This is a genomic window from Candidatus Magnetominusculus xianensis (genome assembly GCA_001541255.1).
Taxonomy (GTDB): domain Bacteria; phylum Nitrospirota; class Thermodesulfovibrionia; order Thermodesulfovibrionales; family Magnetobacteriaceae; genus Magnetominusculus; species Magnetominusculus xianensis.
Genome location: LNQR01000019.1, coordinates 53,004 through 78,162, shown reverse-complemented (window position 1 = coordinate 78,162; position 25,159 = coordinate 53,004). Strand labels below are relative to the sequence as shown.

Below are 25,159 nucleotides of genomic sequence, written 5' to 3'. Positions count from 1 at the left end.
GCAGACTCATGCCCCCCTCAAAGAATGGGGGGGGGGGCTGACTGGTTTTATTATGACACAGTCTGGAAAGCGGGAATCCAAAGGAGGCTTTACGATGAGAGACGATTTTGAGTTGGTACGTGGCAGCGGCAATGTGTTTAGCGACTTTGGGCATGTCAACGCCAGCGTTGAACAGGCACGCGCTATCCTTGCCGCAAAAATCATACGCACGCTTGACGAACGTGGTCTATCCACACGCGAAGCTGAAAGGCTCACCGGTGTTTCTCATTCGGAGTTTTCACGCATCAGGAATGCGCGACTCGGGCGTTTTACGCGTGACCGCATGATTACAATTCTTGGAAAACTCGATGAAGATGTTGAGGTAGATGTTACCTTCAAACGGCGTCAAACTGCGCAGCAGGAATTGAACTCCTAAGCGATGAAGGAAGTTAGGGTAATATCGTAGAATTCAATCTGACACAGAGGAACGATTCATTCGTATGATAACCGATTAAATATAGCATCCTGTAGATGATATACATCTTCGTCATCAAGATTTAGCTCAACCAATATATTTGTCCATCTTTTATCATTGTGGAGCTGCAAGCCTACCGTTAAGTACTGCTCAGATATATTATTCCATGGAGGCTCTATCTCGTACTTACCTGCGTTATGCCTCATCACACCAGCATAAACTATCGTTTCTGAAAGTATTAGGAGACTTGCTAATTTTCTGTCGATAGGATTACTGTAATTGTCTAAGTCATTCCTATGGTGGTATCTAATTGCATTGCATACAGGTTCGGGAAGATTCCATGACTTCGCTAATACATAGCTAGCCACACAATGATTTGTTTTAAATGTATCGTTTTCAATATCTACAACAGAGTGGCTTGTGCGTAATGCCAGTTTCAAAACTTTATTATATGTCTCGAACCTTTTCGTAAGCAGTGGCACGGCGCAGTCATGAAACATGCCGCATATATATGCATACCCTTCGAGTGGCAGTTTCAATTTTCTGGCTAAAAGCATACACGCAATTGCGACTGTCTCGGTATGAGTCCAAAATTGTTCAAAAAAATCAGCACTAATCCCAATTTCAGACAGCTTCTTTTTTAGGGCTACAGACAAAATGATATTATAAAAATTATTAATGCCAAGCATGTTTAATGCCTGCTCTATGGATTCGATACCACCACCTAAGAACAAGGGCGAGTTTGCTACCTTAATTACCATTGCAGACATGCTGATATCTTTTTTCACAAGTTTTGCTATTTTTTTAAAGTCGGCATACTCATTAGCCATTTCAGTCTGTATTTCAGACAATATTGATGGCTGTACCGGCAGCCCTATATCCCGCAATAAATTTATAGCTTTCTGTTCGAAGGTATTATCCATATTGTATTATAACATAGATGCTCGTGTGTTTATCATAATATTCATAGCAGGAGATGGTGATTGTGATTTTCTCGATTGCCCTGAATAAAAATTGCAATCCACGCGCGTGATTTCGTATTATAGAAACGTTATGATAGCAATTGTAGATTATGGAATGGGAAACCTCAAGAGTGTAGAGAAGGGGTTTATTAAGAGCGGCGTCGCTGTTAAGGTGACTCAGCAGCCTGCGGATATACTCTGCGCACAGGGCGTGGTGCTGCCCGGCGTTGGGGCCTTTAAGGACTGTATGGGCAATCTTGACAGGCTTGGGCTCATCGGGCCGATTCTTAGGGCTATCGAATCGGGAAAACCGTTCCTTGGCATCTGTCTGGGGCTTCAGGCGCTTTTTACCGAGTCTGAGGAGTTTGGGCACTGTGCAGGACTTAACGTATTTAAAGGAAAGGTGGTCAGATTCCCCGCCTCAGAGTTAAAAGTCCCGCATATGGGATGGAACATCGTGAGATTTAAAAATAAACCGCCGATTTTCGATGGTATTGACGACAACCGGTATTTTTATTTCGTCCATTCGTATTATGTAGTGCCTGAAGACTCATCCATAACCGCCGGCGCCACTGACTATGGGGTTGAATTTACCTCCATGATATGGAAAGACAACGTCATTGCCACACAGTTTCACCCGGAGAAAAGCCAGGCCGCTGGCCTTCAAATCTTAAAGAACTTTGGCGCCTTTGCAGCGAAACACTGACGGAAGATATCATGCATAATTTAGAAGGGGAGGACATAGATGGAAAAAAATGTTCTGGTAGTCGATGACGATGAGGTTATAATCAGGAGCTGTGAGGCCGTACTCTCCGGTGAAGGATTCAAAGTCACTGGCGCAACTAGCTCAAAAGACGCAATGAACCTCATCGATGACCGCGTCTTTGACCTTGTTATCACTGACCTGATAATGCCGACTATCGACGGCTTCGAGCTTATTAAATGGATAAACGAGCATCACCAGTACACCAGAGTAATAGCTATGACAGGATATTCCTCTAAGGCAGTGTTAAGAGACGCTATCGCCCTGGACATAATGGACTTCCTGCCAAAACCCTTCTTCCCGCATACGCTTACAGAGGCAGTGACAAAGGCGCTCAACACCCCTCCTAAAGTCCCTGTCCCCACAAAGGCAGTGGAAACCTATGACAAGGCGAAGTTCCAATCTATATTGCAAAAATACAGGCAAAGACCCGGCTCACTAATCATAGTGCTGCAGGAGGTTCAGGAACTCATCGGTTATCTGCCAGCCTCAGTACAGAAGATTATCGCCAAGGCTATGAAAATCCCTGTGAGTGAAGTACACGCCGTGGTTTCATTTTATTCATACTTCACGATGAAACCCATGGGCAAGTATAATGTACGCGTGTGTCTGGGGACGGCATGTTACGTAAAAAGGGCGGACGAGATTCTGGAGAAACTCAAAGAAACCATGGGCGTTAACGAGGGTGAAATAACCCATGACAGCCTCTTCTCGCTTGAGACAGTACGATGTATCGGCGCTTGTGGGCTGGCCCCTGTGGTGCTGGTCGGCACAGACACGTTCGGCAGTGTTGACCCCGCAAAGGCAAAAGAAATACTTAGCGAATATCGTTGAGCGAGGAAATGACTATGGAAAGATTGACAATAGATGCGCTGCATGCAATTAAAGAAAACTACAGGAGCCGCCTCAACGAGGGACGCGTTATGCTGTGTGGAGGGACGGGCTGCATTGCTGGTGGCAGCCTGAAAATAAAGGATTCGCTTGAGGCGTCACTAAAAGAAAAGAATCTGACAGATAAGTATAAGATCATTCTGACCGGATGTAACGGCTTCTGCGCCAACGGCCCGCTGCTGGTTGTCCAGCCGGAGGGTATATTTTATGAAAAACTCAAGCCTGCTGACGCCCCGCAGTTAGTCGAGGAACATTTTATTGGCGGCAGGCTGCTTGAGAAGAATTTATATAAAGACATAAAGACCCGTGCTGCCGTTGCCGAACTAAAAGACATCCCATTTTTTAATCTCCAGATGCTTGGCGCACTGAAAAACAGGGGTATTATAGACCCGGAAAATATTGAAGAATATATAGCCGTAGACGGTTATTTTGGGGCTGCAAAGGCACTGCTTGAGATGACCCCGGCTGAAATCATAAAAGAGGTAAGAGGCTCTGTCCTGCGCGGAAGAGGCGGGGCGGGCTTTATAACCGGTCTGAAGTGGGAACTCTGCTCACAGGTCAAGGCAGAGGACAAGTATATACTCTGTAACGGCGACGAGGGCGACCCCGGCGCCTTTATGGACAGGAGCATTATGGAGGCCGACCCGCATGTCGTTCTTGAGGGTATGATAATAGCGGCCAAGGCCATCGGCGCCCATCAGGGATATATATACGTGCGGGCAGAGTACCCGCTGGCCGTCAGACGCCTGCGTAAGGCCATTGACCAGGCCGTCGAATATGGTCTCCTGGGGCAGAACATACTTGGCAGCGGATTTAATCTTGATCTCGATATATATCCCGGCGCTGGTGCATTCGTCTGCGGCGAGGAGACTGCCCTTATGCGCTCCATAGAAGGCAGGCGAGGCTCTCCTATCCCCAGACCTCCCTTTCCAGCTCAGAAAGGTTTATGGGAAAAACCTACTGTCCTCAACAATGTAGAGACATTTGCCAATGTCCCGTCGATTATCATCAACGGCGCTGACTGGTTTAAATCGAGGGGCACTGAGAAATCCACCGGCACAAAGGTATTTGCCTTAACCGGCGCAGCGCGCAACACGGGACTGATAGAGATACCATTCGGGATTTCACTTAGAACTATAATAGAAGACATCGGCGGAGGGATGAACCGCGGACGTACCTTTAAGGCCCTCCAACTGGGCGGCCCTTCAGGGGGCTGTATCCCGGCGGACTACCTTGACCTGCCTGTCACATATGAAGATATTATGAAGACCGGTGCAATTGTTGGCAGCGGCGGCATGGTCGTCATGGACGACAATAACTGTATGGTCAACCTTGCGAGGTTCTTTCTTGAATTCAGTGCTCACGAATCATGCGGCAAATGCACGCCTTGCAGGGTAGGCACTAAGGTAATGCTCAACCGGCTGCTTGATATAACCGAAGGCAGGGGCAAAGAAGGCGACATAGAACTACTTGAAGACCTTGCCGATGACATTAAGACCGCATCTCTGTGCGGCCTCGGTCAGACCGCCCCAAACCCTGTCCTTACTACAATCAAGTATTTTAGGGCCGAATACGAGGCCCATATCAAAAATAAATGGTGCTTTGCTGGTGTATGTAAAACCCTCTCGACCTTTTATGTAGATGAAAAGGCGTGTACGGGCTGCACTGCCTGTGCGCGTGCCTGTCAGGTAGAGGCAGTAGTGGGTGAAAAGAAAAAGCCCCACTCAATCAACCAGGATAAGTGTGTACAGTGCAGGTCTTGTTATATCGCCTGCAAGTTTGGGGCTGTTAAGATAGGCCCTGCCGAGATGTTTAGTCCAAAGGAGTTTGCCCGATGATAGAACTTACAATTGACGATATAAAAGTTAAGGTAGAAAAAGGCCAGACGATTCTCCAGGCAGCCCTTGCTAATAATATCTACATCCCGCACATGTGCTGGGACCCCAGACTCAAACCCTATGGCGGCTGCAGGATGTGTCTTGTAGAGATAGAGGGGCAGCCGCGCCCGCTTGCCTCATGTTCATATCCTGCCGACAACGGTATGATAGTCAGGACAAATACCCCGCGAGTTGCCAAACTCAGAAAGACAATGGTCGAGCTGCTTCTCATACATCATCCACTGGACTGTCCCACATGTGACAAGGCAGGGCAGTGCAGTCTTCAGGACCTTTCACATCAGCATGGGCCGTCTCAGAACAGGATTCAGGAGGAAAAACACTCAGTTGCAAGACGCACGCGCAATCCCTTTATTGAAAGAAATCAAAGCCGCTGCATACTCTGCGGCAAATGCGTTGCCGTGTGCTGGGAACATCAGGGCGTAGGGGCTATTAATTTTATAGGCAGGGGGTTTGACACAAAGGTATCTCCCGCCTTCGAGGAAGTGCTTGACTGTGAGTTTTGTGGTCAGTGTGTAGATATATGCCCTGTTGGGGCGCTGGGAAATAAACCGTTTAAACACAGTTGCAGTACATGGTTTCTTGAAAGCAGCGACAACATCTGTCCCTATTGCAGCGTTGGGTGCACAGTCACGCTGGATACGCGAGAGGGTAAGATTGTCAGCACTCGCGGCATTGCCACAAAGGGCGTAAACAAGGGAGACCTGTGCGTTAAGGGCAGGTACGGCATGGATTTCATATATGCCGAAAACAGACTGAAAAAACCCCTTGTCAGAAAAAATGGAGGCCTTGTAGAGACCACATGGGAAGATGCTATGCATGTACTGGCCGTGCGTCTAAATGATGTGATAAGAGATAAAGGGCCTGGGAGAGTTGGGGTCATCGGCTCACCTAAATTCTCAAACGAGAGCAACTACATGCTACAGGAGTTCGCGCGCAAGGTAATCGGCACAAACAACATAGATTCCTCAGCCTGTTTCGGCTTTAGTAAGGTTCAAAAGGCGGTATCACAGGTCTTTGGGCTGTCAAGCCTGCCTATTTCGCTGGACTCCCCAATAGGCAAGGGGGCAGTGCTTGTCATAGAGTCCGACATCACCTCGACTCACCCTGTTTGGGGTTTAAAGTTCCTCGAGGCGAGAAAGAAAGGCTCTAAAATCATAGTCTTAGGGCCGCGTGAGACCAAGCTCTCACGACACAGCGACGTGTGGCTAAGGGTACGCCCGGGCACATCACATGCCCTGTTAAACGGTATCATGCACCTGGCCATAGAGGGTGCTTATCACTTAAAAAATCATATGTCTACGGCAGCCACAAACTTCTCAGAGCTCGAGGAACTCGTAAAGGGCTATCCCCCTGGTAGAGCGGCTGAGATTGCCGGAGTTGACACTGATGAGTTTATAGAAATGGCAAAGGTATATCTTACTGCTGAGAGCAGAATGGCAGCCTTGTCTCTTGGGTCTGTAGAAAACAATAAGGGTCTGAACACGGCAATATCTGCGGCTAATCTTGTGATGCTTACAGGTGACGGCCCATCAGCGCTTCAGATGCCTGCCGACTACGCCAATACCTTTGGCATGTGGCAGATGGGAATATCGCCGGAGAATCTGCCGGGATATAAAAAAATAGAAGGCAGCCCCGGTAAAAATCTCTTTCAAATGCTCTACGGGAAAAAACCCCTCGACGCCCTCCTCATCATGGGAGACGACCCGTTGAGTACCTATCCCGACCTGAAGAAAGTAGAGGAGGCGCTTCGCAACTTACAGCTTCTCATCGTACAGGATATAAGACTGACAGACACGGCGCGCCTCGCCCATATAGTCTTACCCGAGGCAAGCTGGGCTGAAAAAGAGGGAACCTTCACAAACGCAGCCGGGCTGCATCAGACGACAGAGAAAATTTCAACCCCTACGGGCGATTCAATAGCAGGGTGGCAGATTTTCAGGAATCTGACAAGATATATGAACTCAACCCCGCCATTTGAGTCCCTTACTGCCCTGAGAGACCATCTGTCAGATATGCCAATTGACAAGGGCAAGGAAAAATGGCAATACGTACCGGTACACTATGAAGAGGTTGAGCCTGTTGACAAGCAATATCCATTTATTATGGTAACGGGAAATCTGATGCAGCACTCCGGCGCCCTCTCAGTAATGTCTAAGAATCTTTCGGAAGCATTTCCCGGTGCATTCATACAGATAAACGACACTGACGCGGCAAGACTTGGTATAACGGACGGCAGCACGGTGCGTGTGGAATCACGCCGCGGCGCAGCGACTGTAACAGTAGAGGTAACAGACGAGGTAACGCAGGGGATGATCTTTGCGCCCATAAATTTTGCAACCGCCAGATTAAACGAACTAACATATGCCTACGAAGGCGGCGGCGCCCCGCTGACAGCCGTGAGCATACAACAGGTACAGTCAGCTTAGGTTGAGCCGTTGGCAGTAAAGCGGGGGGACACATATTGGCTGCGCCAAATTGCTATGTGAATATCTCGCTGATATTGATTTCAAGGCCTTCTATGGCCTTAGATGTAACCGTGCCTTCAAACGCTGCGAATGAGTGAAGTCTATACTTATCGCCATCGATGGTTAATATCTCGATAGTTTGCAGCTCCGGCATCACTATCCAGTACTCCGGCACCCTGTATTTTTCGTAAATAGCCCGTTTAACTTCGGTATCATTGTTGTAGCTGCCCTGTGATACTATCTCACAAACCATATCTGGTACGCCTCTTATCCAATCCTGAAGAATGCCCTGATTATCATTCTTAACAAACAGTATGTCAGGTTGCAGCCTGTTAATTCCTTCCTCAAATATCACATCGATGGGTGAGAGATATAATTTCCCTGATTTATATTTTTCTAAGTGAAACAGTATTTTCTTTGCTATAGCTATAACAATATCCTGATGACGTCTAAATGGACTAGGCCCCATGACTTCCACCCCGTTAATAATTTCTGTTAAGTCTAAGTCTAATGTTTCCATGTTTATATTATATCGATGAACTTACGATTTTGTCTATGATTGAGCTCAGGGCAAACGCATTAAGCATTTCTATGTTTAACCGTTGAGTGTAATGCTCAAGAGCCAGCAGATTCAAATGTTTATAAATACACAGGCAGGAATGACCAGAGCGTGTCAGAGAAAAGACCTCTGTAAAATAAAACAATTGTAATAAGTGACTACATACAGTAAAAATAATTGTTGACAAATAATAGAAAATGTGTTATCATTAAAAATGAACTGCTATATTCATAGCAGAATTTCTGTCGTAAAACCCAACTTTTTTTAAGGAGGATATTTTAATGAAAGGTGATTGTTATCTGAAAGACCCAGAGACGGGGAAGTTCATGGGAAGCAAGCCGGGGTGTTCGCATGGCGGTGCTGAGGTGTCAGATGAGTTATCGCAGCGGATGGAAAGGGAAAAAGGCGTTATAAGACAGAGAGTTGACGCTGCAGCAGCCTTAGGGAATTTGAAGCCGAAAGACAGTGAGTTAAAGAACAAGGCAGAGCGGTTAGCCCGTGAAGTCAATAAGGGTGACCTGAGTTTTCAGGAGGGTCTTTATCAACTGTCCAAAGGCAACGCACCGTTTAATCGTTACGCAAAGGCGGTCGAACTTTTAGACAGAGACCACAAGTATTGGAGAGACATCGTCAAAAAAGGCGGCTCAGATGAAGTGGATACGCTGCTGACCAGTTTTGTCGGCGTCCCCGTAACAGGCGTTGCCGACTATGCACTGAATGCTTCTAACGCTAAATCGGGGTTGCAGCAGATCAGTGATCAGAGAGCAGCACCTAATTTAGACAAGGAGACGGTTGCTAAAGAGGAACAGAAGAGGGCGGATAATATATACAACCGTGCCGCAAATGATAAAGAGCGCAATAAGTTTAGTTATATGAAGGATCCGAAAAATCACACTCAATGCAGCGGCAATGAGTGTACGACACGTGCCTCGATGTATGGTGATCAATTTCACAAGATAAGGAAAGGCTCACGAAAAGGGCAGCCAAGGGAAACAGCAAGTGGTGAATACTTCAACAAGTATAAATATACCGCGGCAATGCAGCCACGTCATGTTGGTGCTATTCCTTATAATCAGTCTGCTGGGAAGTATGTATATGCCGAGGTAACTAACACAGGGACTAAACCTCCATTGACTGTTATAGTCAAGGTCAATGATAGAGGACCATATACACCTGTCAGTGTTATAGATAACGGTAAAAAACATGATGTAAATATGGAGGACCCGACAAAAGCCATCGATCTCTCACCAGCAACCTATGTCAAAATAGCAGGTGACAAAATGAACAAAGGTGTCTTTGATGTTAAGGTAAAGTTTTTAGATGCCGAAGAGGGATTGCGCCGGTATAATGAACAAAACGCACAGGAGGCAAACCGCCGACCAGCAATTGATAAAAAAGTGCATGAGGCACAGTGTGCACATGATAGAATTTACAGCGGTGAAGCAGAAAACAACTGCCCAAATCGTAAGAAGTAGTAGGCTACATGATCTAGGAGAGGAGTATATCTATGCTCCTCTCATTTTTTTTTGATAAAAAAGGTTTGACAATTACATATACTTATGTTTAACATAAAACAGATGGTATCTTTAAATTGATTCTGGAGTTAAGTGTATGTCTTCATGTTTGAGATTAGTTCTTTTGTTGGTTGTCTCATCGGCGCTGTTGTCACCTGTGGCTGGATTTGCGGAAAAATGTTACTATAAGCTTTATAGTGTTTCATTTAAAAAATCATACCTTAAAAAGAAATATAAGGTTAGGGCGTTTTTTTTAGACGATGCTCGCGATGTTGTACGCATACCCAAAATACCGCGTGGTTGGAGTTATGTCTTTTATGAACAATTGTCACACGGTTTAATTGCAACTGCTTCTTCAGACAGGAATGCTGTTGGGATAGACTATTTTAAGGATTTTCTCATCATTGTTTTTGCACCAGAGACTCCAAATGAAAAACTGCGACTTAATATGAAATTGGTTTACAATAAGTCCAATGGAACATCTGAAATCAATATTCTTGAAACTAAAGATTTTGATTTTAAGGATATTCACAAATGCCAGTAGACAATTTAAACAATATCATGAGTGAGCTTGAATCAGCAAAAGTGATCATAAATTGCAGACAAGTTGTTATTAAACCACTTAATATTAGAAATAGATTGGCTGTTTTTCTGACACTGTCGGCACTGCTCTTGTTTTCCGTTGCCGATCTATCTGCTGAATGTGAATATACATATTATTATGCCTCGCTTGATTATGCAAGTAATTATCCAACACGAAGACTAAGGGCCTTCGATATGCGTGTTTCAGGTGCTGATATATATGATCTTCCCAAATTACTCTCTTCTTGGGTTTACATTATAGATAATAAAGATGAATATGCTACTAGGGTGACCGCCGTGGCCAAGTCAGATAAAGATGCTATCAGATTTAAAGATATTGCGAATTTTATTATCCTTAAACAATATAAAGACCTTTCCGAAGATGATATTTATATAAGATTTAACTTTGTATATATGACGGAAAAGGGTGTTAGTGGCGCGAAATCTGCTGCGTTAATACGTTATGAAGCTAGTGATTTAACAATAGAAAAGATAAACAAATGCTTACCAAAAAAACCGCGAAGACGTTAATCATACTGACAATAGTATTGTTCATCATCTCACATGCCGATGGGGGTGATAACATATTTATGGGCGATGACATATTCTGCGTGTCACTGAAGAAATTTCACAAAAAAAACAGATTATTTCGCCGAATACGCAGCTTCGATTTTCACGTAACCAATGCCATAATACACGGCTTACCAGATACTCCAGATGTTCATGGCTTCTTTATCAAAAATTATCTTAACTACAGCGGGAGTTACTACGGCAACTGTGATGGTGGTCGTAGTGGACCTGGAGGTTTCAAGATAGATTTCTTATATGATGATTTTGTGGTAATAAAGAAACGGCCAGGCGTTAAATTGGACAAAGTCAGAATCAAATTCAGTTTCTTTGTAGAACAGGACATACTCGACGATAAAGGCAATGATATAGACTATAGCGAGGTAACATACCATTTTACAAACAAAGATTTAAACATACACAGGTGCAGGGCAAACGCATTTTAAAATTAGGCAGAAATTGCCTCATTGAAACTTTTAAATGTGTTTGCCCTGGATGAGATATGTGACTGTGGTGTTCCACCCATAGCCATTGTAAGCATCTCAGGCAGCAGGGATTTTTTTGTATTTTAATTTTGCCGCTCTTATGGTATACTAATGCGTTGTAAGGAGACTGTCATGGACCTTAAAACGGACCTTAAAACCTATTTAGGAGAAAAAAAAGCGCTTGTCGAGGCATTCATCATTGGGTATTTTGAAGAGCCTATAGCGCCTGGAATCCTGCACGAATCCATGAAGTACTCCCTGCTTGCCGGCGGCAAGAGGATACGCCCGGTGCTTTGTCTGACCGCCTATGAGACGTGCGGGGGCAATGGGCAAGACATAATGCCTCAAGCGGCAGCTATCGAGCTTATACATACATATTCCCTGATTCACGACGACCTGCCCGCAATGGACGACGATGACCTCAGACGCGGCAAACCCACCAACCATGTCATCTACGGCGAGGCAATGGCCATACTGGCCGGTGACGGGCTTTTGACCGAGGCATTCAGGATGTTTTCTAATAATGACAAGGTTGCACCGGCGATGCTCCTTCAAGCCATCAACGAGTTATCTGCGGCTGCCGGTCTCTTTGGCATGGTTGCAGGTCAGGCGATGGATATAATCTCAGAGGGTAAGGCACATGATAAAAAAACCCTCGAGTTCATCCACCGCAACAAGACAGCCGCCCTTTTGAAGGCATCCGTGCGATTGGGAGGGATATTATATAACGCTGACAAGGCTAAAATGGACTCACTCACCGGCTACGGCGAGGCAATAGGGCTTGCGTTTCAAATAGTGGACGATATACTGGACGTAACGGGCACGACAGAGGAACTTGGAAAGCCCCAAGGCTCGGATGAAAATAAAAACAAAATGACCTATCCCGCTATGTACGGCGTGGAGCGGTCAAAGGCGATGGCAAAGGAACAAATTGACAGGGCACTTCAGTCGGTCGAACTTTTCGGCCCAAAGGCACTCTGGTTTAAGGAAATCGCCAATTATCTTCTTAAGAGGTCAAATTAAAACCCTATGAGATTGAAATCTATAAAATCCCCGCAGGACATAAAACAACTCGATATATTTGAACTGGAAGAGCTGGCACAGGAAATCAGAGACTGCATTATCAACCGCGTCTCGGTAAACGGTGGTCATCTGGCCTCAAGCCTCGGCGTCATAGAGCTGACATTAGCCATGCACTACGTGTTTAAGTCTCCGCATGATAAGATAGTATGGGATGTTGGTCACCAATGCTATCCCCACAAACTGCTCACGGGCAGATATGACACGTTTCACACGCTGCGGCAGTACGGCGGCATATCAGGCTTCCCGCGGCGCTCTGAAAGCCCGCATGATGCATTTGGAGCCGGTCACAGCTCTACAAGCATCTCAGCAGCCCTGGGAATTGCCGAGGGACGTGAACTCACAGCCAAGCACTTTAAGGTCATAGCAGTAATCGGAGACGGTGCAATGACCGGAGGACTGGCCTTTGAGGGCCTCAACAACGCAGGGCATCTTAAAAAAGACCTCATCGTTGTCCTGAACGACAACAAAATGTCTATCTCAAAAAATGTCGGCGCTCTCTCGTCATATTTAACGAAGATAATGGCCGGTAATCTCTATAATAAACTCAAGAAAGAGACTAAAAGCATCATCGAAACAATACCAAAAGTGGGCGGTCACTTCTCCAAACTCGCTCAAAAGACAGAGGACACGCTGAAGTATTTCCTGCTTCCCGGTATGTTGTTTGAGGAACTGGGTTTTTCCTACACCGGTCCGGTTGACGGCCATGACATTGCTAAACTCATTGACACGTTTGAGTGTATAAAGAACTCTACGGCTCCAATACTCATACACGTTGTGACGACAAAGGGAAAGGGATACGAGTTTTCTGAGAAAAATCCTGCGACATTCCACGGCGTTGGGCCGTTTGAGCTTGATACAGGTGAGCTGAGAACATGTCCGCAGAGGCCGTCTTTTAGTAGCGTGTTTGGACAGCACCTTGTCGAGGCAGCCGAGAAAGACCCCCGCATTGTGGCAATCACCGCCGCCATGAAAGAGGGCACAGGGCTGAGGGAATTTTCTGTACGTTTCCCTGAGAGGTTTTATGACGTAGGGATAGCCGAACCCCATGCCGTCACCTTTGCCGCCGGTATGGCAACACAGGGGCTTAGGCCGGTTGTGGCAGTATACTCAACGTTTTTGCAGCGGGCATACGATGAAATAATACACGATGTGTGTCTGCAGAACCTGCCCGTTGTGTTTGCTGTTGACAGGGCAGGAATCGTAGGCGAAGACGGCCCAACACACCACGGGGTTTATGACATATCGTTTTTAAGGCATATCCCGAATCTCACAATAATGTCTCCGAAGAACTCCATAGAAATGAAAGAGATGCTCAAACTTGCACTCACCCTTGAAGGCCCGTCCGTTGTCAGATACTCAAGGGACTGCATGGACAAGGAGATTGAAGCGTCCACTATACCCGTAAAACTGGGGAAGGCTGAGGTCATAACAGAAGGCGGTGATGTTGCAATACTTGCCGTAGGAAGCTGCGTGCTGCCGTCCATACAAGCGGCACATCGTCTGACAGAAGAGGGTATCTCTGCTATGGTAGTAAATGTGAGGTTTATTAAACCCCTTGATACGGCGCTCATTGCTGAGATTGCCGGGACTGTTCGTAAAATCGTCACCGTAGAGGAAAACGTACTGGCCGGAGGGTTTGGCAGTTCAGTTCTGGAGTATCTTAACTCTGCCAACGATGCCGCTGCCACAGATGTGGAGGTAAAAATAGTCGCCCTCCCTGACCGTTTCATCGAACACGGTAAGCAGCCGGTCCTAAGACACCTGTATGCCCTGGATGACGACGGTATATATCACGCGGCTATGTCGCTGCTGAAACAACTGAAGGAGTCCTGATGGATGATAACGTTATCAGGGTCTGAGATAAATAAACGGTTCTACAGGGATATTCCTTAGTATCCAAAAAAGGATTAAACCCAGCAGGAGTAATTTAGAATATTGCCGGACATAAGATAACCATTTCGGGCGGGAGTGGAATACCCCCATTTCCAGGACAATTCCAAAGACCAGAAACGGCAGCGCTGTAACTGTCAGGGGATTTAATTTAAACGCGGCTGCAATATTGCCGTGAAGCAGTTGGTGAACTGCCCGCGTACTGCCGCAGCCCGGGCAATAGAGGCCGGTCAGTCTGTAAAACAAGCACTTTGGGTAAAACCAGCTTGATGATGGGTCATAGAGATACACTATGGCGGCTGCCGCTGTCAGAACCGGTAAAAATATGACAAAATATTTGCGGTTTGTACCTGTCAATTAAATATTGTGCCCACCATAACAGCAACAATGCCTATCACTACAAAGACTGCCCATGAAGCGACAGAAATCCAGCACCACATTTTGGCCTTTTTTGAGCTGTCACGTGCGCCTGCTATATCACCGACCTTTACCTTGGTATTGACCTGTGCCGAAAATACTATGGCGACAATCCCTACGGGCAAACAGCAAAACAAGGTTGTCAAAATAGACCACACAAGGTAGTCAGGGACGTACTCTTCCACCATGCGCGGTATTCTATCACCCAAAGGCTCGTGAAGCAGTGCCTCACATTTGATACACTTGTAGTTGTTGTCTTCGTTTTGCGTCCCACACCTGGAGCAATAAATCATAACCGCATCCTCATCGTAATTTTAGAGTGTTAGTAACAACGTCCTGTTTAGGCGTTTTAAAGTCGTCATGGCTGGTAATATAATAAGCTACTGGCCTGATAAAATCAAGCGCTGGTGGCAGGGCCAGGGCAAACGCATTTGAAAATTACAATGGCCATTTCCTCCTATAGATTCCAGCTTACCGTGAAAATCCCGCTAAACTAAGACACAAAACTCCCCCTTACCGTCTTTGACAGTTTTTTTTTGCGATTATCCTACGCTTTTCTCTGGAATGACAGATTTAATGCATAAGGATGCTGTTTATTGAATTAGTATGACTCCATAATAACACAATACGCATATAGTGCGTTTGCCCTGGGTGTCAAGCAGTCAGTGGTTGCATGTGTGGAATTAAATAAATTCCAGACGTTGGACTTAACGCCCACGCCGCTGGTTAATAGATTCTGCTGTGTACCAGCTCCGAACTGGTCAGACAGGGTGTCCATCTATCATTGATAATTCCTTATTACAATGGGGGCGCCCCCCCTCAAAGTTTAATTCAACTGAATAAATTTGGCAATGTTCAATTTACATATCTTCTGAGTAGTAATTTACACACTACATGTCTTTGTGCTATAAAGTAATATCATTATATATTAAGGAGGTCTATCCCATGTCAGACAAGAAATTCGTATTCATCATCACACATTCATTCGATAACCCTGACGTTGTGGCCGGGGCGTTGCAGCTTGCTGTTAATATGAAGGCATTTGATACGCAGTTGGACTTTTTTCTTATGGATAAGGCGGTTCTCTTAGCTAAGAAGGGCTTTGCTAAGACCCTTATCTGGCAGAATAAGGATCAGTTCTCGCCAGTGGCAGACCTGTTAACTACACTTACCGAGGACTTAGATGCGAAGTTTTACATCTGTGCCTCGTGCGTTAAGCACTATGAGCTTGATAAGGCAGAGCTTATCCCAAACTCAGAGATTAAGCCCGGGACTTTTCTCGGTGAAATGCTCCTTGAGCGGCAGGGACTAACGTTTTAATCTGATTGTCAATGTAAAACGGGGAAGGCACTGCGCCTTCCCCGTTTAGTCAGGTTGAGGAGGAGATGGGCGGGGGTTAGCCCGTTTTAATCTGTACCTTCTTTGTGTCTTTTACCGCCTCCGGCGTCTTGGGCAACTTTATTGTCAGGATGCCCTTTTTGAACTCAGCCTCTACCTTAGTGTCATCTATTGCGCACGGCAGCGCTACTGTCCTTGCGAATGACCCATATGAACGCTCCATGTGGTAGTAGTTAGTCCCCTTGTCCTCTTTCTCTGTCTTCTTTTCCCCCTTCAGGGTCAGCGTGTCTTTTGTCAGGGTGACATCGATGTCTTTTTCATCCAGGCCGGGAAGCTCAACCGTCACCTGTATCTCTTTGTCTGTCTCCGCTACGTTGACACTGGGGTTAAACCCAATTGCGCTGCCCCAGAAGGTATCTATGTCAAATCCCCTGAAAAACCCGTTAAATACCTCGTTTACCTCACGTTGCAGCGCTGTGAACGGGTCTTTGGTCTCATCATGTTTTACGGGGACTCTACCCTTGGTCGCCCCCCACGGTACAAGGTCTCTAAATTTCATAATTTCACCTCCAGTTATTTAGGCAGTTTACTTAAGCCGCCCGGACTTCTATCTTCTTCGTCTTTACTGCCTCGGCCTTTGGTAATACCAGCTTTAACACACCGTTTTTCACGGTTGCCTCTATGCGCTGCCTGTCTATCTCTTCTGAGAGCGTGAAACTCCTCCGGTAATCACCTACTCCGTATTCCACATACGACGCCCTGTATTTTTCCGGCACATCAAGGTCAACCTTGCCGTATATTGTCAGGACATTCTTCTCAAGCGTGACGTCTATAGATTTATCATCGACGCCCGGCATGTCCGCAGTAAGGACTATCTCTTTTGCCTTTTCAACTATGTCCACCGCCGGGTGATAAACCTTTACCGCTCTGGTGTGTTCTACACCCTCAGTTGTCTGGGCCTCTTTCTTTTCGATATCAACGGTAGTGTCTACCATGTTTAAGTCCCTCCTTAGTTTGTAGATATAGTTATTTTCTTAGGTTTATCGGCGTCTGCCCGAGGAAGTGTGACCGTTAGAATGCCCTTGTCGAACTTCGCGCTGACCTTGTCGCCCTCTATCTCATATGGCAGCTCAATGACCCTTGCAAAGTTCCCGTAGCGGCACTCCCTGCGATGGCAGCAGTCATTTTCACCAGTCTCTTCAGCCTTTCTTGCCCCCTTGAGTGTCAGTGTCTTGCCTACAACCGTTATATCGAGGTCTTCGGTGTTGACCCCCGGCAACTCCGCCGTCAAAAGGACTTCCTCTTCATTCGTCCACAGGTTTATTGCAGGGTACTCAGCCGCCGGACGCTCACCCGAAACCAGCCGCTGCATCTCTTCCTGCATCTGTCTCAGCCTGTTTTGAAGCGCGTTATAGCCATGCCATCTGTACGGGCCGCCTAATCCACCCCTTGTAATGCCTGCTAGTTCTGAAAGTAACATGTTTGTTTACCTCCTGTTATTTTATCGGGGTTCATAACCCCAGTCGTTCACAATATATAATTACAAATATCGTGCCAGAAGATAAAACTCTTTAATTACAAGGTGTTATTGGAATTTGGAAGAATGCTGAATTAACCGGCTGGGTCAAAATGGCCTACCGCCAGGCCGGAGGGCGGCATGTTAAGGGGGTTTAGAAGAGAAATTGCATAGTAGGCCATTATGACCTATAGGTCAATTTGGCCGCTTTCGCTTAACTTGCGGCGCAGCGTGCGTATCCCTATCCTGAGGATTTTGGCCGCTTTCGTGCGATTGTTGCCGGTGTGCCTTAGTGTCTCTCTGATAATTTGGTCTTCGGCGTCATCAAGCGATGTGCCAATGGGGATAAATATCGCGTCCCTGCCACTCTCGTGTTCTAAGCTGCCGCTATGTGCCCTGTCATGTTGTCTGTCCTGTTCGTTGACATGTTCTCCGGGCTGAGGCTCAATGTCTTCGAGGTGCGGTGTGACATGTATTGGCAGCACCTGTTTTGTGCCGCGCGGCAGCAGTGTGGCTACCCTGGTCATAACGTTTCTAAGCTCACGGACATTGCCCCTCCACGGCAGCCCTTCGATGAGGTCTATGGAGGCAGGCGACAGGGGGGGGTAGGGCGGTTGTATGCCCATCTCGGCAAATGCCCTACCCAAAAAATGAAATGCCAGATACGCAATATCCTCAACGCGCTGTCTGAGGGGGGGCAGATGTATGCGCAGGATATTGAGGCGATAGTACAGGTCTTCCCGAAACAGGCCATCGGCAACCGCCTGCTTAAGGCCGACCCGTGTGGCAGCTATGACGCGCACATTAATAGGTATGGGGCGTTCGCCTCCAACGCGGTATATGTGGCGTTCTTCGAGGACGCGCAACAGGCGCACCTGCAACAGAAGCGGCATATCTCCTATTTCGTCTAAAAAAAGTGTACCGTTATTTGCAGCCTCAAATTTTCCCTTTCTGGTTCTCGCTGCCCCCGTAAATGCCCCTTTTTCATGCCCAAAGAGTTCACCTTCTATAAGCCCTTCAGGGATAGCCCCGCAGTTTACGGCCATAAACGGACCGCCTGCCCGCTTGCTTAAGACGTGAATCGCGCGTGCGACGATTTCCTTACCAGAGCCGGTCTCCCCGGAGATCAATACCGTTTGATTTGATGCGGCAATGACCGGGAGGTTCTCAAGCGCCGCACGCATGGCGGGGGAGCGAAATAAAAAGTACGGCCTCAGTTTATTTATCAGCGGGTCTGTAACTGTAAGGGCGGTGCTGCCGCTGTTGTGTTTAACAAGGCGCGCTTCGACCATTTGGATAAATCGGCGGGGGTCTATTTGAGTATTAATATAATCCTCTACGTTTGGGGTAAATAGTTCTGCCGAATTTGGTCTTGAGCCTTCTGTGGCAAGATAAACTATAGAGCTTGCAGCTAGTGAATCAATCAGTTCTACTGTCGTTGTGTCAAATCTGAGACCGGCATCGGCAAGGATTACGTCAACCGCCCTGCGCTCAACAAAATCCAGGGCGTCTTCAAGTACGTCTACCCGAAACACTACCCCACCCTGTGCCTTAAAGGCATCCTCAATAGCGGCAAAGGTATCCGGGCCGCCTCCGGCTATGAGTAATGAAAGTCCGCTCAGGCTGTCTGAGTGTACCATTTAACTAACCTTTCGGGCCTTTCGGGCTGTCTCCTCAATGTCCTCCGGTCACTTGTCAGACATCTTCGACAGAAACGGTCTGATAAGCTCGATAGGAAGTGGGAATATAATAGTCGAGTTTTTCTCCGTTGATATCTCAGCCAGAGTCTGAAGATATCTTAACTGCAAGGCAGAGGGCACGGCTGAGAGTGTCTTTGCCGCCTCGGTGAGTTTTTCTGATGCCTGCAGCTCGCCTTCTGCGTGGATGACCTTTGCCCTTCTCTCTCTTTCGGCCTCTGCCTGCTTTGCGATTGCACGCTGCATCTCTACCGGCAAATCGACATTCTTCGTCTCGACTGCCGTTACTTTAATCCCCCACGGCTCGGTCTGGGAGTCTATTATGCGCTGCAGGTCAACATTTATCTCATCTCTTTTTGACAGCAGGTCATCAAGATGCCCCTGCCCAAGAACGCTTCTCAGCGTGGTCTGGGCAATCTGGCTTGTGGCGAAGTAGTAATCCTCAATCTCCGTTACTGCCTTTATCGGGTCCATTACCTTGAAATACACGACGGCATTTACCTTAACAGATACATTATCTCGTGTAATTACGTCCTGTGACGGCACATCCATTGTTATAGTCCTAAGACTAATCTTAACTAGCCTGTCGATTACTGGCAGGATTATTACCAGACCAGGCCCTTTTACGGGTATTACCCTTCCAAGCCGAAACACAACACCCCTTTCGTATTCGTTCAGGATTTTTACAGCGCTCCATAAGAAAAACACCACCAGCATCAGCACAAACATTCCAGATGACCCTGTAATTGTATTCATAACCCTCCCTAAGCTGCTTGTAATTAGAAGTATATTTATAACAGAGGCTCTACCTTAAGCCTTAAGCCGGAGACCTCAACGACTCTGACTTCCATTCCCTTTACGATTTTTGCGTCACTCCTGCACTGCCACAGCGCCCCGTTTACCAAGGCCATACCGCTGTCTTTGTTTATGTCTTCAACGGCAGCGCCAACAGCGCCTATTAGACCCTCAACGCCCGTTACCGGCCTTCTCTTCCACGCCTTATACGAAAGCCCCGCTATCACGCTGAAAAACACCACAGTTACTATAACCGATATGGCGATTATATACAAGGATAGTCTGAAAAACGGCGACGATTCCTCAAACAGCATTAAAGAGCCTATGGTCATAGAAATAATACCTCCAATTGTCAGCGCGCCGTGTGAGACAATCTTAAGTTCTAATATAAACATGACAATGGCAAGCATAATCAGCAGCAGCCCTGCATAGTTCACCGGCAGGGTCTGAAAGGCGTAAAACGCGAGGATTATTGAAATCCCACCGGCAATGCCAGGAAACACTGCCCCAGGATTTGATAGTTCAAAAAGCAGTCCGTACATCCCTATCAGCATCAATATATATGCAACATTAGGGTCAGAGATAAGGCTTAATATGGTCAGCCGCCATCCCATCACGTCCCTTACCACATAAGTTGACTTTGAAGTGTTGAGGACAACGGTAGTATTATTGTCTGTTTGCAGCTGTCTGCCGTCGATTTTTTTTAACAGGTCGTCTATGTCGGTGGCAATCAGGTCTATGACCCCTTGTGTTAGCGCCTCATTCGCCGTCAGGGAAACGCTTTTCCTTACCGCCTCCTCTGCCCATGCCGCATTTCTCTTTCTTGCCTGTGCGATTGATTTTATATAGGCAACTGCGTCGTTTTCAGCCTTTTCGGATGTTGTCTTATCCATTTCCCCGTTGAGTGATACCGGATGTGCCGCCCCGATATTTGTGCCCGGCGACATAGCGGCTATATGGGCGGCCATTGTGATAAACACACCGGCAGATGCCGCGCGCGCCCCCGATGGAGATACATAGACAACAACCGGTGTTTTGCTGCCGGTTATCTCCTTTACTATTGTCCTCATGGATGTGTCCAGACCGCCTGGAGTGTCCATTTCAATTATCAAGGCTGTGGCAGCAGTCTTGTTGGCCTTGTCTATTGCCTTTGCAATATACTCCTGCGTTACGGGGCCGATGGCGCCGCTTATCTTAATAACGTTGACGACGTTAGAGCTGTTTGCGAAGGAGTTGAGCGCGCTCAACAGCGCTGCCGCAAGACAAAATGCACATATCAGGTATAGTGATGCGATTACAGGCTTGTTCATGGCATCTGGTTTCATGTTTAGACCTCTTGAGTTGTGATGATTAATTATAATACTAATAGAAGCATATTATCCAAATTATTTTCGTAACAACAATTATGATTGCAGGAGCAGGCAGCAGTGTATTTGAACAGGGCAGGTAATATGCGAAGCCAAATAAATTTTTTAAAATAAATGTTGCTTTTTTTGTAAAGTATGTTATAATAAGCCGATTGAAGCATGGGTTGTGATAGCGGCATGGAAGAGGCGGTGCCGTACTGTAGGGAAATAGCTGTGAAAATAGCTTATGTGGAGGTGGTGGCGATAGCGGGGTTGGGCACATTGGCGGGCGCGACTGTAGTAGATGCAGAGGCGAATACTGATTGTCAAACAGGCGTTATCAGAAAAAATTTGAAAGGAATACTTTACTTTATTTTGGAAAGATGGTATACTGTCTACGCTTGTCTCTCGACGCTTTATGTTGAGGAAGGCAGGTATAGGGGTTAACTTAAATAACGGCCGGCAGGCCGGAAAACAACAGGAGGACTTAGATGAAAGTACTAAAGGGTTTGGCAGTACTGATGTTGGTGTTGGCGAGTGTGTTGATAGTGAACACACATGCGCAGGCGGGAACGTATTGTTGGATAGCAAGTGATGGTAATGCGGGTATCGTCGAGGGTGTAAGACTGACGACGACAGACTTAGGCTTCGGTCACTATATGTTGACGGGCACAGTAACTATCTACAACACTGCAACCGGGGCATCGACAATCGTAACTGCTAATGGTGCGATGAATGTAACGGGGATAACCACAAGCACACCAAATGGCGTATTGGAAGGGATGTTGAATGCTAACGGCGTTGCGGCGGCCAGCAGCACGGTGGCATCAGCTACTTCATATACGGCAGATGTGCATCTCTTGTTAGACCCAGGCTCAATGAATGGAACATACTTCCGTTCGACGACAACTCACACATCTACGGCTTCAACGGCAGATACAAGGTATGACGGAGTAGCGACTCTTACAACATGTCTTTACTAAACTGGATAGAAAACCGCTTGTCCATAGGGCAGGCGAAGAAGAATAAACAGGAGGGCATTTAATGAAAGCATTAAAGATAGTGTTTGTAGCCATGTTGTTTGTGGTAGCGTTGAGCGCATCTGCCTTTGCGGATAAATACGGGGCGGAGTTATGCTGGAACCTGGACGATGGTAAGACGAGCGAAGTGTTTTTCTTAAGGGTTGGCGTATTGGATTTTGGCACGGGCGACTATGGATTAGCAGGGACAAAGAGCGCAACTACCCGCACAAATACTTCTACCGCAACTGCTGTGCAGATAGCTAAGGGTAACCTTACGTATTCAAGCATGGGCTACATGGTAGGACTGCAGGTGTCGGATGGAATAGCTGGATCGAACACCCTTTTGGTAGAAAACATGGTCATGATGTTAGACTCATCGTTTAACGGTTACTATTTCAGGGCAAACGGTACAGAAAGAAGATTTACCGGCGTAGCGACATTTGCACTGTGCCCGTAGCCTGTAGTTAAGTATGATTAAGGAAGATAAGCTTACCCTATAAGGGTAGGTGAAAAAGATAAGTAGAAAAAGTGCTAAAAGGAGGCTGTTTGATGAGAGTAATAAAGGTTCTGGCAGTAGCGTTAGTGTTAGCGTTATGTGTACTGGCATTGAATACGGGGAAGAGTGAAGCAGGGCAGTATTGCTGGGTTCTGGCCGATGCTACAACTGGTGGATATACGTATATGAAGCTTGGTGTGATGGATTTAGCGGATTTTGCAGGCAGCTCAACCCTGCTCTATAGCGATAACTACATGATAGCCGGTTTAGCAGCACAGGTGTTCACCAATGGCGTAATCAACTCACAGGCTGTCAATGGAAGCATGATTCGCACGGGTGCAGGCACATTTGAAGTAGGATTAAACCTGCTTGGCATCTCGACCTACACCGATGTTGCAAATGGACCGCAGTTAGACGCGACCCGCTTACATATGGTGTTGGATCCGATTACGTTCAGCGGCACATATTCCCGCGTAAACTCAGTAAGCACAACTGGTGGCGTTTCGACACAGAAGAGCTTCAGCGGATTAGCATCATTAGTAGCTTGTTACTAGGTTTCAAATAACGATACAAAGGCCGGGTTAATCCCCGGCCTTTTTTTTTGAGGTGCGCCCGGCATGGGCGCAATATTAATATGTTGAGTAGTTTTCTCACAACAAAAGTAGTTTGACAAGCAGCCCATTGGTTAGCTGAGTGTGAAATCCCCTCTTTTGCGTGATAGATTAGGGTTATAATATGGATCACCCTCATCAAGTATGTGCCGCCATCTTTGTGTGAACATTGCAGATTCTTCCTCAAGTCTTTGCCTTTGGGTCTGTGTGATTTCATAACCCCGTGTCCTGGATTCTCTGTGTATCAGCTCTGAATATGGCGTCCACACCGTTGGAAATCCCAACTCCAGCAGTCTCAGGCACAAATCTACATCATTATAGGCAAGTGCATATGACTCATCGAATCCATCAATCCTGTCGAATAACTCCCGCTTTAACATCAGACAAGCACCTGTAACAGCGGCAACATTATGTACTGCTGAAAGCCTGTTAAAGCAGCCCGTGCTGTTGGTTTTAAGTCCCTTGTAATACTCTACGGCAATGCCCCCAACGCCCACCGCTACTCCTGCGTGCTGGATTGTGCCGTCGGGATAGTATAGTTTAGCCCCGACAGCGCCAACGTCTTTTCTTACTGCGTGCCTGAGCATGTTTACGATCCAGTCAGGGTTTATTGCCTCTATGTCGTTATTTAAAAACAGCAGGATTGCCCCGTCAGAGTCCCTTACGGCGTCGTTATTTACCTTTGCGTAGTTAAATGTCCCCTGCCAGTGGATTATTCTTATTCTCTTGTCCTGCTTAAGCGTATCATATAGAACAAAGGTATCCTTTTTGGTGCTTCCATTTTCTGCAATTACTATCTCGTAATTTTCGTAATCCGCAGTCTGAACAGACTTTACACACTTGGCAAGCAGCACGGAGTTGTCCCTGTTTGGAATTATAACAGATACGCGGGGGCTGCCTTTTATTTCATATATAACGTTAAACAGACCGGGACTGCGTTGTTCAACCTCAACTGAAACGCCAAGTTCAACCAGATGGGCAGAGATGGCCTCTGCTGCGTGGCGTGTATCGTTGTCGGTTGTATGGTAAAGCACCTTCGGGATGTGAACTATCGCTCCCTTTGCATTGTGTGTGCATTTAAGCGCGACTGCGTATATGTTATCAGGCATATGAGTGAACTCCTGGACAAAAAGTTCCCTTGCGATTACAAGCAATGTCCCGATGTAGTTAAAGCTCCTCAGTGTATCCGGTGAGTAGTCTGGCTTAAAATAAGGTGATGCACGTTTGCCGCCGATTAATGAGTCTTCGTCTGAATAAAAGAATTTCCCATTGGGCCCATTGAGATTGATATTTATAGAAGCTGTTATTTCATACAGCGCAAATGGGCAGAGGACTGTGTTTAGTCCTAGCATTACAATAAAATCACCATCTATCTGAGCGATAATCTCATTTGACGGCAATGATATATCAATGAAGGTAATGTTTTCTTCTGCCTGAAGAGGTGGAGAGTCACTGAGGATATACAAATGCCACCTGACATAAGTCTGTCTCCTCAGCGAGGCGATTATTGACTGTGAGGGGTTGAAAACGCATACAACAGCGAACAAAGGCATATTGTCAAATATACATGTGCGTTGGGCTTCAAGGTCGGCAGTATTTGGTTCATTAGCTTGTATCCACGCATGATAGCTCCTCTTTGCAAAAAATAAGTTAGCGGCCCTGATATAAAAGGGATAGAGTTTCCTCTTCAGGTGCCCTTTTACATAGCCATTAAACATGGTCAATTGGTTCACAATTGAATGATAAATCTTTACAGGCATAAAATATCTTGACAAAAAGAGTATTCTTTTCTATAATTCACATTCGAA

General features: G+C 46.5%; 27 protein-coding genes. 16 read left to right on the top strand and 11 right to left on the bottom strand.

Going from position 1 to position 25,159, the window contains the following annotated elements; genetic code table 11:
- Nucleotides 1–415, top strand: a 415-nt coding sequence (locus ASN18_RS02315) for a helix-turn-helix domain-containing protein (protein ID WP_236861447.1), incomplete at its 5' end; no start/stop codon positions are given.
- Nucleotides 416–471: 56 nt separating this feature from the next.
- Here the strand turns inward: ASN18_RS02315 and ASN18_RS02310 are convergent.
- Nucleotides 472–1,377, bottom strand: coding sequence for an HDOD domain-containing protein (locus tag ASN18_RS02310; protein WP_085050982.1), 906 nt, complete (start codon nt 1,375–1,377; stop codon nt 472–474).
- A gap of 130 nt (nt 1,378–1,507) precedes the next feature.
- On the opposite strand from ASN18_RS02310, the gene hisH reads away from it, so the two are divergent.
- From hisH to ASN18_RS02290, 4 genes are read left to right on the top strand one after another with little or no spacing between them, the layout of a single operon-like run.
- Complete coding sequence (gene hisH, locus ASN18_RS02305; RefSeq protein WP_085050981.1) at nt 1,508–2,122, top strand: imidazole glycerol phosphate synthase subunit HisH; 615 nt, start codon at nt 1,508–1,510, stop codon at nt 2,120–2,122.
- Between the two features lie 39 nt (nt 2,123–2,161).
- Nucleotides 2,162–3,013: an NAD(P)H-dependent oxidoreductase subunit E gene (locus ASN18_RS02300; RefSeq protein ID WP_236861446.1), complete on the top strand. Its 852-nt coding sequence runs from the start codon at nt 2,162–2,164 to the stop codon at nt 3,011–3,013.
- A 14-nt stretch (nt 3,014–3,027) separates the two neighbouring features.
- Nucleotides 3,028–4,908: an NADH-quinone oxidoreductase subunit NuoF gene (locus tag ASN18_RS02295; RefSeq protein ID WP_085050990.1), complete on the top strand. Its 1,881-nt coding sequence runs from the start codon at nt 3,028–3,030 to the stop codon at nt 4,906–4,908.
- A complete protein-coding gene (locus ASN18_RS02290; protein WP_085050980.1) occupies nt 4,905–7,394 on the top strand; it encodes a molybdopterin-dependent oxidoreductase in 2,490 nt (829 codons plus the stop codon). The genes ASN18_RS02295 and ASN18_RS02290 overlap by 4 nt, the downstream gene beginning before the upstream one ends.
- Nucleotides 7,395–7,446: 52 nt before the next feature.
- On the opposite strand, the gene ASN18_RS02285 is transcribed toward ASN18_RS02290, so the two are convergent.
- Complete coding sequence (locus tag ASN18_RS02285; RefSeq protein ID WP_085050979.1) at nt 7,447–7,953, bottom strand: Uma2 family endonuclease; 507 nt, start codon at nt 7,951–7,953, stop codon at nt 7,447–7,449.
- Nucleotides 7,954–8,273: 320 nt separating this feature from the next.
- On the opposite strand from ASN18_RS02285, the gene ASN18_RS02280 reads away from it, so the two are divergent.
- The 6 genes from ASN18_RS02280 (at nt 8,274) to dxs (ending at nt 14,056) form a co-directional block, all read left to right on the top strand.
- On the top strand, nt 8,274–9,467 hold the full coding sequence (locus ASN18_RS02280; protein WP_085050978.1) for a septal ring lytic transglycosylase RlpA family protein: 1,194 nt from the start codon (nt 8,274–8,276) through the stop codon (nt 9,465–9,467).
- A gap of 148 nt (nt 9,468–9,615) precedes the next feature.
- Nucleotides 9,616–10,050, top strand: a complete 435-nt coding sequence (locus ASN18_RS02275) for a hypothetical protein (RefSeq protein ID WP_236861445.1) — start codon at nt 9,616–9,618, stop codon at nt 10,048–10,050.
- Complete coding sequence (locus ASN18_RS02270) at nt 10,041–10,619, top strand: hypothetical protein (protein ID WP_085050976.1); 579 nt, start codon at nt 10,041–10,043, stop codon at nt 10,617–10,619. Before ASN18_RS02275 ends, ASN18_RS02270 begins: the two co-directional genes overlap by 10 nt.
- Entirely contained in the window at nt 10,589–11,101 is a 513-nt protein-coding gene (locus tag ASN18_RS02265; protein ID WP_085050975.1) for a hypothetical protein, read from the top strand. The genes ASN18_RS02270 and ASN18_RS02265 overlap by 31 nt, the downstream gene beginning before the upstream one ends.
- A 171-nt stretch (nt 11,102–11,272) precedes the next feature.
- Nucleotides 11,273–12,163, top strand: coding sequence for a polyprenyl synthetase family protein (locus tag ASN18_RS02260; RefSeq protein WP_085050974.1), 891 nt, complete (start codon nt 11,273–11,275; stop codon nt 12,161–12,163).
- Between the two features lie 6 nt (nt 12,164–12,169).
- Nucleotides 12,170–14,056: a 1-deoxy-D-xylulose-5-phosphate synthase gene (gene dxs, locus ASN18_RS02255; RefSeq protein ID WP_085050973.1), complete on the top strand. Its 1,887-nt coding sequence runs from the start codon at nt 12,170–12,172 to the stop codon at nt 14,054–14,056.
- A 15-nt stretch (nt 14,057–14,071) separates the two neighbouring features.
- Here the strand turns inward: dxs and ASN18_RS02250 are convergent, their stop codons facing one another.
- Nucleotides 14,072–14,470 carry a DUF2752 domain-containing protein gene (locus tag ASN18_RS02250; RefSeq protein ID WP_085050972.1) on the bottom strand — a complete coding sequence of 133 codons (399 nt, stop codon included), beginning with the start codon at nt 14,468–14,470 and terminating at the stop codon, nt 14,072–14,074.
- The gene (locus ASN18_RS02245) at nt 14,467–14,718 is read right to left on the bottom strand and encodes a CD225/dispanin family protein (RefSeq protein WP_085050989.1); all 252 of its coding nucleotides are present in this window, start codon (nt 14,716–14,718) and stop codon (nt 14,467–14,469) included. The genes ASN18_RS02250 and ASN18_RS02245 overlap by 4 nt, the downstream gene beginning before the upstream one ends.
- 757 nt (nt 14,719–15,475) lie before the next feature.
- On the opposite strand from ASN18_RS02245, the gene ASN18_RS02240 reads away from it, so the two are divergent.
- Nucleotides 15,476–15,850 (top strand): DsrE family protein, encoded by a 375-nt coding sequence (locus ASN18_RS02240; protein WP_236861443.1) that lies wholly within the window; start codon nt 15,476–15,478, stop codon nt 15,848–15,850.
- Between the two features lie 76 nt (nt 15,851–15,926).
- On the opposite strand, the gene ASN18_RS02235 is transcribed toward ASN18_RS02240, so the two are convergent.
- The 6 genes from ASN18_RS02235 to ASN18_RS02210 form a co-directional block, all read right to left on the bottom strand.
- A complete protein-coding gene (locus tag ASN18_RS02235; protein WP_085050970.1) occupies nt 15,927–16,427 on the bottom strand; it encodes an Hsp20/alpha crystallin family protein in 501 nt (166 codons plus the stop codon).
- Nucleotides 16,428–16,458: 31 nt separating this feature from the next.
- Nucleotides 16,459–16,863, bottom strand: coding sequence for an Hsp20/alpha crystallin family protein (locus ASN18_RS02230; RefSeq protein WP_085050969.1), 405 nt, complete (start codon nt 16,861–16,863; stop codon nt 16,459–16,461).
- 14 nt (nt 16,864–16,877) lie between these two features.
- Nucleotides 16,878–17,348: an Hsp20/alpha crystallin family protein gene (locus tag ASN18_RS02225; protein ID WP_085050968.1), complete on the bottom strand. Its 471-nt coding sequence runs from the start codon at nt 17,346–17,348 to the stop codon at nt 16,878–16,880.
- 224 nt (nt 17,349–17,572) lie between these two features.
- Nucleotides 17,573–19,024, bottom strand: a complete 1,452-nt coding sequence (locus tag ASN18_RS02220; protein WP_085050967.1) for a sigma-54 interaction domain-containing protein — start codon at nt 19,022–19,024, stop codon at nt 17,573–17,575.
- Between the two features lie 48 nt (nt 19,025–19,072).
- Nucleotides 19,073–19,837 carry a slipin family protein gene (locus ASN18_RS02215; RefSeq protein ID WP_085050966.1) on the bottom strand — a complete coding sequence of 255 codons (765 nt, stop codon included), beginning with the start codon at nt 19,835–19,837 and terminating at the stop codon, nt 19,073–19,075.
- Nucleotides 19,838–19,872: 35 nt separating this feature from the next.
- Nucleotides 19,873–21,201, bottom strand: coding sequence for an NfeD family protein (locus tag ASN18_RS02210; protein ID WP_236861442.1), 1,329 nt, complete (start codon nt 21,199–21,201; stop codon nt 19,873–19,875).
- Nucleotides 21,202–21,420: 219 nt separating this feature from the next.
- Here ASN18_RS02210 and ASN18_RS02205 point away from each other — a divergent pair, with 219 nt between their 5' ends.
- From ASN18_RS02205 to ASN18_RS02190, 4 genes are all read left to right on the top strand, one after another.
- The gene (locus ASN18_RS02205) at nt 21,421–21,669 is read left to right on the top strand and encodes a hypothetical protein (protein ID WP_157072787.1); all 249 of its coding nucleotides are present in this window, start codon (nt 21,421–21,423) and stop codon (nt 21,667–21,669) included.
- Nucleotides 21,670–21,713: 44 nt separating this feature from the next.
- Nucleotides 21,714–22,205, top strand: coding sequence for a hypothetical protein (locus tag ASN18_RS02200; RefSeq protein ID WP_085050964.1), 492 nt, complete (start codon nt 21,714–21,716; stop codon nt 22,203–22,205).
- A gap of 61 nt (nt 22,206–22,266) precedes the next feature.
- A complete protein-coding gene (locus tag ASN18_RS02195) occupies nt 22,267–22,701 on the top strand; it encodes a hypothetical protein (protein WP_085050963.1) in 435 nt (144 codons plus the stop codon).
- Nucleotides 22,702–22,793: 92 nt separating this feature from the next.
- Entirely contained in the window at nt 22,794–23,294 is a 501-nt protein-coding gene (locus ASN18_RS02190; protein ID WP_085050962.1) for a hypothetical protein, read from the top strand.
- 131 nt (nt 23,295–23,425) lie between these two features.
- On the opposite strand, the gene ASN18_RS02185 is transcribed toward ASN18_RS02190, so the two are convergent.
- Nucleotides 23,426–25,111, bottom strand: a complete 1,686-nt coding sequence (locus tag ASN18_RS02185) for a glycosyltransferase family 2 protein (protein WP_085050961.1) — start codon at nt 25,109–25,111, stop codon at nt 23,426–23,428.
- Nucleotides 25,112–25,159: the final 48 nt, after the last annotated feature.